This is a genomic window from Snodgrassella sp. (assembly GCF_024103505.1).
Lineage (GTDB): Bacteria > Pseudomonadota > Gammaproteobacteria > Burkholderiales > Neisseriaceae > Snodgrassella > Snodgrassella communis.
The window spans coordinates 161,753-174,865 of the sequence record NZ_JAGGIJ010000005.1 but is presented as its reverse complement, the minus strand read 5'-3'; the positions used below and the strand labels follow the sequence as shown (position 1 = coordinate 174,865).

Annotated in this window: 13 protein-coding genes; 1 reads left to right on the top strand and 12 read right to left on the bottom strand. The window is 42.2% G+C overall.

The genetic code is table 11. From position 1 onward, the window contains the following. Positions 1–29: 29 nt before the first annotated feature. From hslU to dapA, 11 genes are all read right to left on the bottom strand, one after another. A complete protein-coding gene (gene hslU / locus J6578_RS06955; RefSeq protein ID WP_287954185.1) occupies positions 30–1,367 on the bottom strand; it encodes an ATP-dependent protease ATPase subunit HslU in 1,338 nt (445 codons plus the stop codon). 59 nt (positions 1,368–1,426) lie between these two features. Then, positions 1,427–1,960: an ATP-dependent protease subunit HslV gene (hslV, locus tag J6578_RS06950; RefSeq protein ID WP_037407766.1), complete on the bottom strand. Its 534-nt coding sequence runs from the start codon at positions 1,958–1,960 to the stop codon at positions 1,427–1,429. 210 nt (positions 1,961–2,170) lie between these two features. Continuing rightward, the gene (locus J6578_RS06945) at positions 2,171–2,728 is read right to left on the bottom strand and encodes an ACP-like domain-containing protein (RefSeq protein WP_100150523.1); all 558 of its coding nucleotides are present in this window, start codon (positions 2,726–2,728) and stop codon (positions 2,171–2,173) included. Between the two features lie 237 nt (positions 2,729–2,965). Further along, positions 2,966–3,802: a symmetrical bis(5'-nucleosyl)-tetraphosphatase gene (locus J6578_RS06940; protein ID WP_287954184.1), complete on the bottom strand. Its 837-nt coding sequence runs from the start codon at positions 3,800–3,802 to the stop codon at positions 2,966–2,968. Between the two features lie 43 nt (positions 3,803–3,845). Further along, positions 3,846–4,232: a RidA family protein gene (locus tag J6578_RS06935; protein WP_100121157.1), complete on the bottom strand. Its 387-nt coding sequence runs from the start codon at positions 4,230–4,232 to the stop codon at positions 3,846–3,848. A 35-nt stretch (positions 4,233–4,267) separates the two neighbouring features. Beyond that, the gene (gene hemW, locus J6578_RS06930) at positions 4,268–5,473 is read right to left on the bottom strand and encodes a radical SAM family heme chaperone HemW (RefSeq protein WP_287954183.1); all 1,206 of its coding nucleotides are present in this window, start codon (positions 5,471–5,473) and stop codon (positions 4,268–4,270) included. Continuing rightward, positions 5,466–6,080 (bottom strand): non-canonical purine NTP pyrophosphatase, encoded by a 615-nt coding sequence (locus tag J6578_RS06925; RefSeq protein WP_287954195.1) that lies wholly within the window; start codon positions 6,078–6,080, stop codon positions 5,466–5,468. The genes hemW and J6578_RS06925 overlap by 8 nt, the downstream gene beginning before the upstream one ends. Continuing rightward, a complete protein-coding gene (locus tag J6578_RS06920) occupies positions 6,070–6,309 on the bottom strand; it encodes an NGO_0222 family membrane protein (protein ID WP_143557918.1) in 240 nt (79 codons plus the stop codon). Before J6578_RS06920 ends, J6578_RS06925 begins: the two co-directional genes overlap by 11 nt. 198 nt (positions 6,310–6,507) lie before the next feature. After that, positions 6,508–6,750, bottom strand: a complete 243-nt coding sequence (locus tag J6578_RS06915; RefSeq protein WP_239365181.1) for a hypothetical protein — start codon at positions 6,748–6,750, stop codon at positions 6,508–6,510. An 889-nt stretch (positions 6,751–7,639) separates the two neighbouring features. Next, on the bottom strand, positions 7,640–8,788 hold the full coding sequence (locus J6578_RS06910; protein WP_093091649.1) for an NlpB/DapX family lipoprotein: 1,149 nt from the start codon (positions 8,786–8,788) through the stop codon (positions 7,640–7,642). Positions 8,789–8,836: 48 nt separating this feature from the next. Beyond that, positions 8,837–9,712, bottom strand: coding sequence for a 4-hydroxy-tetrahydrodipicolinate synthase (gene dapA / locus J6578_RS06905; RefSeq protein WP_239423590.1), 876 nt, complete (start codon positions 9,710–9,712; stop codon positions 8,837–8,839). 224 nt (positions 9,713–9,936) lie between these two features. Here dapA and J6578_RS06900 point away from each other — a divergent pair, with 224 nt between their 5' ends. Further along, entirely contained in the window at positions 9,937–11,331 is a 1,395-nt protein-coding gene (locus J6578_RS06900; RefSeq protein ID WP_093091653.1) for a nucleobase:cation symporter-2 family protein, read from the top strand. 256 nt (positions 11,332–11,587) lie between these two features. On the opposite strand, the gene J6578_RS06895 is transcribed toward J6578_RS06900, so the two are convergent. After that, positions 11,588–12,988, bottom strand: coding sequence for a DHA2 family efflux MFS transporter permease subunit (locus tag J6578_RS06895; protein ID WP_093091655.1), 1,401 nt, complete (start codon positions 12,986–12,988; stop codon positions 11,588–11,590). Positions 12,989–13,113: the final 125 nt, after the last annotated feature.

The following is a 13,113-nucleotide window of genomic DNA, read 5'->3' as shown; positions in this document are numbered from 1 at the left end:
AAAGCGGCCGCAGCCGCTTGAATATTAGGTTACAGTATGTAGCGAGCCAGATCTTCACGCTTGGCAATATCCTGCAATCGCGCATCTACATAAGCTGCATCTATAGCTATATTACCGGCAGGAGCTTCGAAAGAAACTTCTTCAAGCAATTTTTCCATCACTGTATGCAAGCGGCGTGCGCCAATGTTTTCAGTTTTCTCATTAACCTGAAATGCAATTTCAGCAATACGGGCAATGCCATCATCAGTGAATTGCAGATTTACGTCATCAGTAGCCAGTAGGGCAGCGTATTGTTCGGTTAGATTGGCGTGTGTCGTAGTGAGAATGGCTTTGAAGTCATCTACACTCAGGTTATCCAGCTCAACCCGAATGGGGAAACGCCCCTGTAATTCGGGTATCAGATCACTTGGACGATTGAGGTGGAATGCACCGGAAGCAATAAACAGAACATGGTCAGTTTTAATCATGCCATACTTGGTTTGCACTGTTGTGCCTTCAACCAAGGGTAACAAATCACGCTGCACGCCTTGGCGGGATACATCGCCACCGTTACGGTTGCTATCAGTAGCGATTTTGTCGATTTCATCAAGAAATACAATACCGTTTTGCTCAACCGCCTTGATGGCTTGTTCGCGCAATTCATCTTCACTTACCAGCTTGGCTGCTTCTTCATCCAGTAACAGTTTCATGGCCGCGCTTACTTTCATTTTCTGCGCTTTGGTTTTACCCTGTCCCATGCTGCTGAACATATCCTGTAACTGATTGGTAAAGTCTTCCATTCCCGGAGGACCCATTACAGACATGGTTGGAGAAGCGGAAACGGCGATTTCGATTTCAATCTCTTTATCATCAAGTTCACCTTTGCGTAACATCTGGCGGAATTTTTGCCGGGTGTGGTTTTCCGGTTGTTGTTCCTGTGGTTCTCCGGCAAAACCGACACTACGTGGCGGAGGCAGAAGTGCATCCAGAATACGGTTTTCAGCTGCATCCTGTGCACGGTCGCGATTTTTGGCAATGGTCTGGCTGCGAATGTTTTTCAGTGCAATTTCAATCAGGTCGCGAATAATGCTGTCTACATCACGGCCAACATAGCCTACTTCAGTAAATTTAGTAGCTTCTACCTTGATAAACGGGGCATTGGCCAGACGAGCAAGGCGGCGGGCAATTTCAGTTTTACCCACGCCGGTAGGACCAATCATCAGAATGTTTTTCGGGACAATTTCACTTTGTAACGGTTCGGCAACACGATTGCGGCGATAACGGTTCCTGAGGGCTACCGCTACAGCACGTTTGGCCTGAGTCTGGCCAATAATATGTTTATCCAATTCATGAACGATTTCGCTCGGGGTCATTACTGCTGTACTCATTTTGTTCCAATCTTGAGATTTGACCGTTATTGACAATGTAAATTTACCAGTCTAGGCAATTACAAGGTTTCGATAGTATGGCTCTGATTTGTATAAATGCAGATATCACCGGCAATTTCCAGTGATTTTTTAACTACTTCGGCAGGTTCCAATTCGGTGTTTTCCATCAATGCGCGGGCTGCGGATTGGGCAAATGCACCACCGGAACCAATGGCTGCAATACTATGTTCTGGTTCGAGTACGTCGCCGTTACCGGTAATGACCAGTGTATTTTTCTTGTCAGCCACAATTAGCATGGCTTCTAAACGGCGCAAGGCGCGATCAGTACGCCATTCCTTGGCCAGCTCAATTGCAGCCAGCATCAATTTGCCCTGATGCTTTTGCAACTTGCTTTCAAATAGTTCAATCAGGGTGAATGCGTCGGCAGTACCGCCGGCAAAACCCGCCAGAACTTGATTGTTATATAGTTTGCGCACTTTGCGTGCAGTACCCTTAATTATGGTATTTCCTAATGTCACTTGACCATCGCCACCGATGGCAACGTTTTCACCGCGCCGAACGGAAATAATGGTGGTACCGTCGAATTGTTGCATGTCTCGTGATCCTTAATTGACCAACAGCCACATAACTGTTGGAAAAAAATAACTACTTTTAAATAAGGGCTGTCAGTCAGCTTTCAAGTTACTAAGTCGAATGTTCAGTTGGCGTGTTATTTAAAGATATGTCTTGTTTTTAGGGTAACTGGTTTAATCTATAAAGAAAAACGGCAACCTGAAAGGTTGCCGTTTTTCAAACACAATTAGTTATTTTTTGTGTTTGTAGACTTTTTTAGTGGTAACTGTTTTAGTGGTTCTGACTGTTTTGGTTTTTGCAGGAGCAGCTGCTACTGTACCATTGTCCACTACGCAATTCTGGGTAACGATTTGCGGAACGATTCTTTCCTGACCATTAACAACCTGTTTGCTAGGTTGTACCAAACCCAAGGCACCAACGGTGTCTACAGTGTCGCTGGTGGCCAGGGCTGTTTTCCAAGTAATGCCTTCAGGAGAAACAAAAGTATTGTAATTAACGTCGCGGGCATCACGTATCATTACCGGAGACAGTTTGCCCTGATAATTTACTTGAGCTGCCACTACGTTCTGACCTTGCAGACCATACATTACTCGCAAGCTGTTTTTATCGTTACCAGTGCCACACAGGTAAGATACTTCTTTTCGTGCGTCAATCTGTACATTGTCGGTAGAAGCTGTTGTTGTCGTGGTAGTGGTTGACTGGGCAACAGGTGCCTTGTGATGATGTTTAGAGGCACAGCCAGTCAGAGCAAGCATTAACATCACAGCAGGGATAAGAACTTTTTTCATGATAACTCCTTCAAGCATTTATGAATAAATTTTTGGATAACGTAAACCATCATACTTGGCTTAGGTAAAGATGCAATGGATGTATCTTAGTCTTTTTTAGCTAACGTTGGTTAGTATTAAAAATACCAAATATAATGTTATTGTTATTGTATTAAAAGTCTATCGCTAAAAATGCCTGCACAACGTTATGTTTCAATAGAATATTTGCTTTAGTAACGGAGTATATTCATTTGATAGTCATTGTTTTTTATGTGTAAAATTTTCAAAGTTTAACTTCGTTTCACTTGGCGTCTGTACCACGCTTCTGTCGTCCAGATTAAAAGCAGTTAGGCTACCGCCCCATAATGCTCCAGTATCTACGCAGACAACATTGTCGGCTTCATACAAACCTAATGCCGACCAGTGACCAAATAAGATAGTTTTATCAATGTTTCGGCGGTTTGGTGCTTTGAACCACGGTAAATAATGCGCCGGCATATCGTCAAGTGTGCCTTTGTAATCAAAATCCAAAGCATCATGATCCGTTATTGCACGCATTCGTGTAAAACAGTTCGTGATAAAGCGCAGTCTTTCATCACCGCTGAGGTGCTTATTCCATCGTACAGGTTGATTGCCGTACATGTGAGCAAAAAAATGTGCGGGTTTATGCTGTAAAACGGTTTCCACTTCTTGTGCCAGCAACTGAGCCTGAGCACACGTCCACTCCGGCCAGATACCAGCATGCACCAGTACATAGTCTTTTTGTTGACGGTATAAAGGTTGCTGGCATAGCCAGTCAATTAATACTTTTCTGTCTGGTGCGTTAAGAATGTCACTGATTGTGTCTGCACGTTTTAGTTTGCCATAGCCATAATGCAAAGCCAGTAAATGCAAATCATGGTTGCCCAGAATGGTTTGCATACAGCCATCATGTTGTTTAATCAGGCGCAAAGTAGCCAGTGATTGTGGGCCACGATTGACCAGATCACCGGTGAGCCATAAAGTGTCGATACCGGGATTAAAATCCAGTTTAGTCAGCAGATTTTGAAATTCTGCCAGACAGCCTTGTATATCACCAATTACATATTGCGCCATATTCAATTTCCCGGCAATTCAGCAACGAGCAGCTTTTTTCCGCTTACTTGTCCAAAATCATAACACCTTCCGCTTCAACCAGTACACCTTTGGGTAAAGCAGAAACTTCAACAGCAGCACGAGCGGGATAGGGAGCAGTAAAGTATTGCGCCATAATCTCATTGAATATAGAAAAATTACCTAAATCAGTCAGATAAGCGTTTACTTTCACCAGATCGTTTAGGCTGCCGCCAGCAGCCTGTGTAACTGCCTGAAGGTTTTTAAATACCTGATGAGCCTGCTCAGCAAATCCTCCCTCTACTATCTGCATTGTTTCCGCTACTAATGGAATCTGACCAGACAGGTATACGGTGTTACCAGCACGTACAGCTTGAGAATAAGCGCCAATGGCGGCTGGGGCCTTATCAGTATGAATAATAGTTTTACTCACGTTGTTACTCCTTTGCTTTAAAGAAAAAAAGGTTATCAGATATCAGACTTTAAAAATAAAGCCAGTAGATCATTCAAAAAACTGCGTCCCAATGCAGTGGGGCGTAAATACAGTGGATTTGTATCTAGCAAACCACGTTCAACCGCCTCATTAATGGTATGCTGTATTGAAGCCAAAGGCAGGCCGGTACGTTCACTAAACCATGTACTAGGCACACCGGCAGTCAAACGCAGGGCGTTGAGCATAAACTCAAATGGTAAATCCTGTACCGATACCTGTCGACGAGTAATGGCATGCTGTGGTTGCTGCTGCATGGCCTGCAAATAATCTTTGGGATGCCGACTACGGGTTGTACGTTCAATTGCCTGAGCTGTTGAGATTTTACCATGTGCTCCTGCACCGATACCGATATAATCACCAAATTGCCAGTAATTCAAATTGTGCTGGCATTCTTGTTGCGGTTGAGCAAATGCTGAAGTTTCGTAGCGAGTAAATCCGGCCTGCTGTAATGCTGTGTGCACGGTTTCTTCGATATCAACGATATGGTCATCATCCGGTAATAATGGCGGGGGTGTATGGGCAAACGGTGTATTCGGCTCCAGAGTAAGCTGATAGGCACTGATGTGCTGTACACCGGTTGCAATGGCTGTCTGAATGTCTTCTTCTGCCTGTTTGATCGTTTGGCTGGGCAGAGCATACATTAAATCTATATTCACTTTTGGAAACAAAGTTAAGCCAGATTCAATTGCACTGAGGGCTTCATTGCTGCTGTGAATACGTCCGAGTGTAGTCAGCTTATCATCGGCAAAGCTTTGCACGCCGATTGACAGGCGGTTAATGCCGGCTGCCGCAAAGCCGGCAAAACGATTACGTTCAAATGTGCCCGGATTTGCTTCCAGTGTAATTTCTGCTGTTGGTAACAGATTTACCCGAGCGCGAATGCCACTTAATAATTGTTCAAAAGCGGCTGCTGAAATCAGACTGGGGGTACCACCGCCAATAAAAATCGTATGCACCGGTCTGCCCCAGAAATAGGGTAGCTCCGTTTCCAGGTCGGTTAATAAAGCTGCAATATAGGCCTGCTCATCCAGTTCTTGTTTCAACTGATGCGAATTAAAATCGCAATACGGGCATTTACGGATGCACCATGGTATATGAATATACAGCGACAATGGCGGTAAGCTGGACAGATGTGGAGAATAACTCTGTGGTGTTTGTAATAAAACAGGATACTCAGGCATTAGAATTCAGGCCGTATTGTTGCTGGAGTTTTGCCATGAGAATATGTAGAGCCTGCGCTCGGTGGCTGATGCGGTTTTTTTCTTCCTGACTCATTTGTGCTGCGGTTAATTGCTGTTCAGGTAAATAGAAATGTGGGTCATAGCCAAAGCCATTATTTCCGGCAGCAGATGACTGCCATAGTCCTGCCCAGTTTGCTTCGGCAATCAGTGGCTGTGGGTCGTCTGGATGGCTCACCAGTACCAGTACACACACGTAAAATACGCTTTTGTCACTACTTTGGCGCAGTTGGGCATCCAGTTTGGCATTGTTGGCGGCATCAGATTTTGGCTCTGTGCCCGCATAGCGAGCAGAATGTACGCCGGGAGCGCCATGCAGGGCATTGGCACAAATACCGGAATCATCGGCCAGTGCTGGTAACCCGCTATGGCGGCTGGCATGTCGAGCTTTAGCCAGTGCATTTTCTACAAAAGTCACATAGGGTTCTGGGCATTCGGTGATGTTGAAAACCGACTGCGGCACAATTTCTATATTCAATGATCTAAACAGGCGACTGAATTCAGCCAGTTTGCCTTGATTATTACTGGCAAGAACAATTTTATTCATGATTAATATCGTTAGAGGATAAGGTCTGATACATTTGCTGGCAGGCGCGTTCGCGTAGTGTAAATGCCAACGCTGCAAATTGTCCCAGCGCACAGACAAAAGCAAGTAAACAGCAAATTATCGTAATAGTGTGCTGTTGATGCACCCAATAATAACAGCCTAGTACCACCCAGCCAATAAACATAAAGGTACATGAAGCCAGAATGAGTAATAACAGTTTGAGTTTAGTCATATTGGCATGTTCAAAAATAAATGGTATGGCTTGAAGCCGGCTATAGTAATCAGGTAAATCCCTATAGTTTATAGCAGATTATGGTTTTCAGAATGAAACAGAATATAAAATGAATTAATCATTAGTTATCATCCGGATTTAAATGAGATACAGTTTCTTCAATTCAATATACTCATTCGTATTTTCAGATGTAAAAATTTATTTTTTTCCAAGCGATGTAAAATCTGTAGTGCTATCTGGTGTCTGTTCTTTATTCTGCCTCATTTTGGCTATTTTGATGGTTAATGGTAATTCAGCAATTGCAATAATAAAACTAATAATAAAACATGTTGTACTATAAGCAGAAAGCTGGTGTTCATTTCGATATAGTAAAAAACCGATATTGATGAATGCCATAAATAGTAATGATGTAACAATATAGATAATAATCAGTTTTTTCATTAGTGTTGTTCCCTTTAAGAAGAAGGCTATTAATGAAAATCAGTCTTGTAAGATTTTCACTATTTTACAATAAAACTTTAATCAATATCTATTCTTTAGCTATGAATGAATTTTTGCTTGCAGTTGCTGGTTATTAATTTGAATTCCGGCTGATTTTAATTAGCTTAATCGTAAATGGTGTTATTATTATCAATCCAATGGCAGCAATGATAAAACAGCAAATACTGTACCACAAAGGATAACGTATATCGGCAAAGAAGATGGTACCCATAACGAGACTGGTAATCACCGTCATTGCTAGAAAACAATAATTTATAATCAGTTTTTTCATATTTGGCATTTTAATATCAGTATTTAAAGTTAGTATCAACCGTTTATTTGCATCCCAAACATATATATTAAGTATCGGGTTATAAATGCTAAAAATAATATTTTAACCCGAAAAATATTCATACTGGCCAGAAAACATTTGATTGTGATGCTGAAAATAATCAAAGCTGATTGATCCTACAACCATGCTTTATACTATTAAATATCTAAATATTATCTGAATTTCAATTTACCAGAGCAAATTCGTATAAATAAGATTTTACTGAATTTGTACAGCTATATCAGTTATTCTTATTTCAGTGTATTAAGTCGCCATTTTAAGTAGCAGGGATGATAACCAGAGTCAGGTTATTAATATGCTGCTGCTAGAGGGTGCAGTGTCTGAATGACTGTGTTCACAGACTATTTGCAAGATCAATTGTATTGCGGCATGAGGTAAATATGTTTTTTGCTGTTTATTTGCTTAAATAATTGAAATTATGAATGTTATTAGGATACTGGATATGTGCCTGATTGTTGAGTATGGAAAAATAAAAGCCTGCATAAGCAGGCTTTCATCTTAACGCAATTGCTGATCCAGTTGCTGAATCCATTTATTAGCATCTTTGCCAGAATAAGGCGTACCATCTTCATTAGCCAGACTGACACGTGTGCCACCATCTTTCAGTGGCTGTACCAGCACGACTAAACGTGGTTGTTGTTTGAGCTGCGGTTGTTGCTCGGTTTTCTTACTGCGTCCAAACATACGGCTAAATAATCCCGGTTTTTTATTGGAAACAGAAGAAGCTTCAGCAGCTGCTACTTCAACCAGATAAGCATAATGATTCCGGTTTTCGTCGATGACATTTAGGCCAATACGATCCAGAGCCAGTGCTACACGACGCCAGTTGCGTTCTTGTGAACCTAACAGATAAACGCTATTACCATCTAGTTTTGCCAGTGTATTTTCATTCGCATTTTGCTTCTGGGCTGCTACCAGTTGTTGTACCTGTTTAGCATCTGCGCCTAGATATTGCATGAAACGTGCCAGAAATGCAGCTTCCAGCTCAGGCTCATTCGGACGAGGTTGCCATGCAGTACTGTCTCGATCCTTACTGGTATAGACTTCTTTCATGCCTTTCTGGCTGAAGAATACATCGGTACCACCTTTGCTGTTTCGCTCCAGCCGGATAGTAAACATGTCACGTTCACCACTGGAATAAATACCTCCCAGACCTACTTTTTCAAATATGCCACGGATGGCATCTGAAGGCAGTTTGGCACGGTTTTCTGCCCAGTTGGTTTGCATTAAGCCGATTGCTGGTTCTTCACGTTCAATAGTAAAACCTTGTTCCTGCCAGAATGCTCTCAACAAAGGCCATAATTCCGCAGCCTGTTTATTGTCAATGGTCAGCCAGCGGATGCTACCATCACGCTGAAAATGAATACCTGATACTTGTGTCAAAACCTGATTATTGGCATTGGTCTGATTTTTGCTAGCAGTTTTATTCATATCGCTGGCACGTACCGCGCCACTAATCAGTGAACTACCCGGTGCACTGAAACGATTGCCTTGATTCGGATCAGTCAGGTCTGGTGGCACATCTAGCTGCACAATTTTTTTATTATCTGACTGATAATCCAGTTTGGGCAGGCTTTCTTTTTTGCTGGCACAGGCAGCAAGGCTTGCTGCCAGCAGAGTCAGAACGACGGTTTTACTTATATTCATATCGGCCACTTTCTGTATGCATTACTATGGCAATGTTGGCTTGTGTATTTAGATTAATTCGGCATCTTGCATGGCAGCCAGTATTGTAGCTTGTCCAGCAGGAGATAGTTCGATAATTGGCAGGCGACACACTGGGCTGATTTTGCCCAGTTTCGATAAAGCCCATTTAGTTGGTGCCGGGCTCGGTTCACAGAAAAGATCACCGTGCAGGCGCTGTAATTTGTCATTCAAAGTGCGTGCATTGGCAATGTCACCACGTAGGGCTGCATGACACATATCTGCAAACATTTTTGGTGCCACATTGGCGGTAACACTGATGACACCATGACCACCACATAGCAGGAATGCCATGGCAGTGGGATCGTCTCCTGAATATATTGCGAAGTTTTCAGGTGCATGTTTAAGTAAATAACATGCACGGCTAATATTCCCAGTGGCTTCTTTAATACCTACGATATTATCGATTTGTGCTAACCGTAAAGCAGTATCCGGTTGCATATCGACAACAGTACGGCCAGGTACATTGTATAGAATCATGGGGATACTGGCGGCTTCAGCAATGGTTTTGAAATGACGGTATATACCTTCCTGATTGGGTTTGTTGTAGTAGGGCACTACTGATAATGTCATATCAGCACCAGACTGCTGTGCTTGCTGAGCCAGATAAATCGCTTCATGCGTATTATTGGCACCTGTACCAGCAATTACTTTAACGCGCCCAGCTACGTGTTGTACCGCAGTTTTGATAACTGTCAGGTGTTCATCAACACTGAGAGTAGCTGATTCGCCAGTGGTTCCTACAGCGACAATAGCATCGGTACCAGATTCGATGTGCCAGTCAATAAGCTGTTTGTATTGTTCATAATCAATACTGCCATCTGCATGCATAGGCGTTACGATGGCAACAAGGCTGCCTGTCAACATATTTCTACCCTTTACAGGTGAGCTAAAAATGTGATGATTGTAGCGTATTTTTTCCTTTGATGGAAAACAGCCTATTATCAAACTATTTTTGATAAAAGTGGTTTGGTTGTGTTAAAGATTCTATTGCTCAATAATTTGATCTGGATTAAATGTCACTGCTTCGCTTAAAATACGCTGCTTTATATTCATTTAACACATGCATAAAGCAAATAAGGAAGGATGACATGGCCGACAATTCCTCTGTTCGTATACAAAATGAACACTCTGATCTGGTCTATGGTCTGGAGGAAAAACCTCCTGTTTTTAATGGTTTGCTCAGTGCATTAACCCATTTACTTGCTCTTTTTGTGCCAATGGTGGCACCTGCTCTGGTGGTTGGCGGTGCTTTAAAACTGCCAGCAGACATGACTGCTTATTTGGTGTCTATGTCTATGGTTGCCTCAGGTGTAGGAACGTATATTCAGGTACACCGATTTGGTGTGATTGGTTCGGGGCTGTTATCAATTCAATCAGTTAATTTTTCTTTTGTTACCGTGATGATTGCGCTTGGGTTGGGCATGAAAGAAAACGGGATGAACGAAAATACCATGATTTCTACTTTGCTGGGCGTCTCTTTTGTAGGCGCCTTTTTAGTAATTGGCGCATCATGGTTATTGCCTTTTCTGAAAAAAATCATTACGCCCACAGTAAGCGGAGTGGTGGTTCTGATGATAGGTCTGAGCCTGATTCATGTTGGCATTACCGATTTTGGCGGCGGTCTTTCAGCCAAGGCTAATCATACTTTCGGGTCATGGTCGAATCTGGCATTGTCTACATTTGTGCTATTCACTGTACTGCTATTTAATTGCTTCAAAAATGCATGGTGGCGTATGGCTGGTATTGCAGTGGGGTTGATATCCGGTTATGTAATTGCCATATTTATGGGAATTGTTGATTTTTCTAATCTGCATGACTTGCCTCTGATTACCATTCCGATCCCATTTAAGTATGGTTTTGCTTTTGATTGGCATGCATTCATGGTAGCCAGCACAATTTATTTATTAAGTGTATTTGAGGCAGTTGGAGATTTAACTGCTACAGCCATGATTTCCAATCAGCCGGTAGACGGACCATCGTACACAAGTCGTCTGCGTGGTGGGGTAATGGCTGATGGTCTGGTTTCAGTGATTGCTACTGCTCTGGGTTCTTTGCCATTAACTACATTTGCTCAGAATAATGGTGTGATTCAGATGACTGGTGTTGCTTCACGACATGTTGGCAAATATATTGCAGTAATTCTGGTTATACTCGGATTATTTCCCTGGGTAGGTGCCGTTTTCGCCACGATTCCCAGTCCGGTTCTCGGCGGCGCGATGGTAGTTATGTTTGGTCTGATTGTGACTGCCGGGATACGGATTATTATCACTGCCGGGATTCGTCGCCGTGAAGCAGTTATCTGTGCTACATCACTGGGTCTTGGATTAGGAGTAGCATTTGAACCGGAAGTTTTTGCTCAGCTGCCCATTCTGTTTCAGAATCCGATCTGTATGGGCGGAATTGTGGCAATTATTTTGAATCTGTTGTTACCACACGATAAAAGCGAACCTGCGGTATATTTAAGCGATGATATTCCGCATTAATTGATATGTGCTAAAAAGGCTGTCTAAATTTTTTGGCAGTCATATACATTAGTCCTGTGCTTAATTTCGTAATCAATTGATTATAAAATTAAGCACAGGACTATTTTTATGTTTGAAAGGGATCTCATTAATTTGCTTGAGACTGTATTTTAGTAAAACTAGATATGAATAATTCTGTCTTGTTTTCTAGAATAGCTGGGTAAAACTGCGTATCTGTTGTTAATTATTGAATAATAAAAAATTTATATAATAGTATTTATTTTTTCCTTGTGAGCAGATTTTCACCATCCATCGCGTGTAAACGTGCAAATATCCAGCTTGAAAGCATGGTAAATATGCCTAGAATAATAAAGGTGATGCGAAAGGCTGAGGTGATATTGTGATTGATAAAGTTGGAATGACTGAAACTTTGTAACAGTAATGCTCCAATAGCAATGCCAAAGCTCAGTGCTAGCTGCTGGTTAACTGCCATCAGACTGGTACCACTGCTAACTTGATTGGGACGTAAATCAGCCAGTGTAATGGTATTCATACCGGTAAATTGTAATGAGTTACATGCACCAAGAATGCACAAATGCAATAGAATCAGCCATTGTGGCGTATTGGCGCTGATAAGCGCCAGTGACATCATCAATATGCCAATAATACGAGTGTTCCAGGCCAGTATATTGCGATAGCCGAAGTGATTCATTAATGGCTTCAAAAATGGTTTGGCAAATATTGCAGCAAGAGCCAGTGGCATCAATAGCCAGCCTGAGTTGACTGCATCATAGTTAAAGGCAACCTGAAATAATAACGGTAATAATAGTGGTAAAGCACTCATTCCCAGACGGCTAACTAAGTTACCAGCCAGCCCCAGACGAAAGGTACGTACCAGAATTAAATGAGGGGGATATAGTGCACGATTATTCTGGCGCGCGTGTGCTACATAGGCGATTAGTGCGCCGATACCTGCAATAGCCATCATGCAACCAAAAAGTACATTATTTGCATGTGACATAGTTTCAAAGGTCAGAGTCATGCAAAAAGCAGAGGCTGAAAACAGAAAGAAACCTAATCCATCAAAATAATTGTTGGACGAATGATTAAAATCGGGCATGATGTACCAAGTAGCCAGCAATCCAAGCAGCCCTATGGGTACGTTTAGCAGAAAAATCCAGTGCCAACTAGTGTATTCGACAAGATAACCGCCAATAATCGGCCCGAGTACCGGTCCAATAAGGGCGGGCATAATGGCATAATTCATAACCGTTATCAGTTTGGAGCGCTCGTAAGCCTGCATCATGGTTAAACGGGCTACCGGTGTCAGCATGGCTCCACCCAATCCCTGAATAATTCTGGCCAGTACTAAGAGAGTTAGATTATTACTGGCTGCACACAAGACAGATCCAATAATAAATATAATCATAGAGCCCATAAAAAGTTTACGTGTACCTAATTTGTCGGATAGAAAACCAGATAAAGGCATCATGATGGCTAATGTGAGTGCATACGCAATAATAGCCGATTGCATGTTCAATGGTGATTGTCCTAAATCGGCGGCCATTGAGGGCAGGGCTGTATTCAGAATTGTTGCATCCAGTTGCTGCATAAAGATGGCTATTGCCAATAATATGGGCAGAAAGCGTGATGGTTTATTGTTATGAGCGGTAGCCATAATTGCTATTTATTGATGGTGGTTTTTTCATTATAGCAGAATGATGTAGTGCTTTGATCTGTTAACAGAAATACGTAAGTCGTGACAAGTGTATGTATAATTTATAAGTCAGGAATAATAAATTA

Coding starts and splice junctions, on each gene's coding strand:
- hemW (WP_287954183.1), bottom strand. CDS start 5,473: ATGCCTGAGTATCCTGTTTTATTACAAACACCACAGAGTTATTCTCCA.
- dapA (WP_239423590.1), bottom strand. CDS start 9,712: ATGTTGACAGGCAGCCTTGTTGCCATCGTAACGCCTATGCATGCAGAT.
- J6578_RS06945 (WP_100150523.1), bottom strand. CDS start 2,728: ATGAAAAAAGTTCTTATCCCTGCTGTGATGTTAATGCTTGCTCTGACT.
- J6578_RS06900 (WP_093091653.1), top strand. CDS start 9,937: ATGGCCGACAATTCCTCTGTTCGTATACAAAATGAACACTCTGATCTG.
- hslU (WP_287954185.1), bottom strand. CDS start 1,367: ATGAGTACAGCAGTAATGACCCCGAGCGAAATCGTTCATGAATTGGAT.
- J6578_RS06915 (WP_239365181.1), bottom strand. CDS start 6,750: ATGAAAAAACTGATTATTATCTATATTGTTACATCATTACTATTTATG.
- hslV (WP_037407766.1), bottom strand. CDS start 1,960: ATGCAACAATTCGACGGTACCACCATTATTTCCGTTCGGCGCGGTGAA.
- J6578_RS06910 (WP_093091649.1), bottom strand. CDS start 8,788: ATGAATATAAGTAAAACCGTCGTTCTGACTCTGCTGGCAGCAAGCCTT.
- J6578_RS06920 (WP_143557918.1), bottom strand. CDS start 6,309: ATGACTAAACTCAAACTGTTATTACTCATTCTGGCTTCATGTACCTTT.
- J6578_RS06940 (WP_287954184.1), bottom strand. CDS start 3,802: ATGGCGCAATATGTAATTGGTGATATACAAGGCTGTCTGGCAGAATTT.
- J6578_RS06895 (WP_093091655.1), bottom strand. CDS start 12,988: ATGGCTACCGCTCATAACAATAAACCATCACGCTTTCTGCCCATATTA.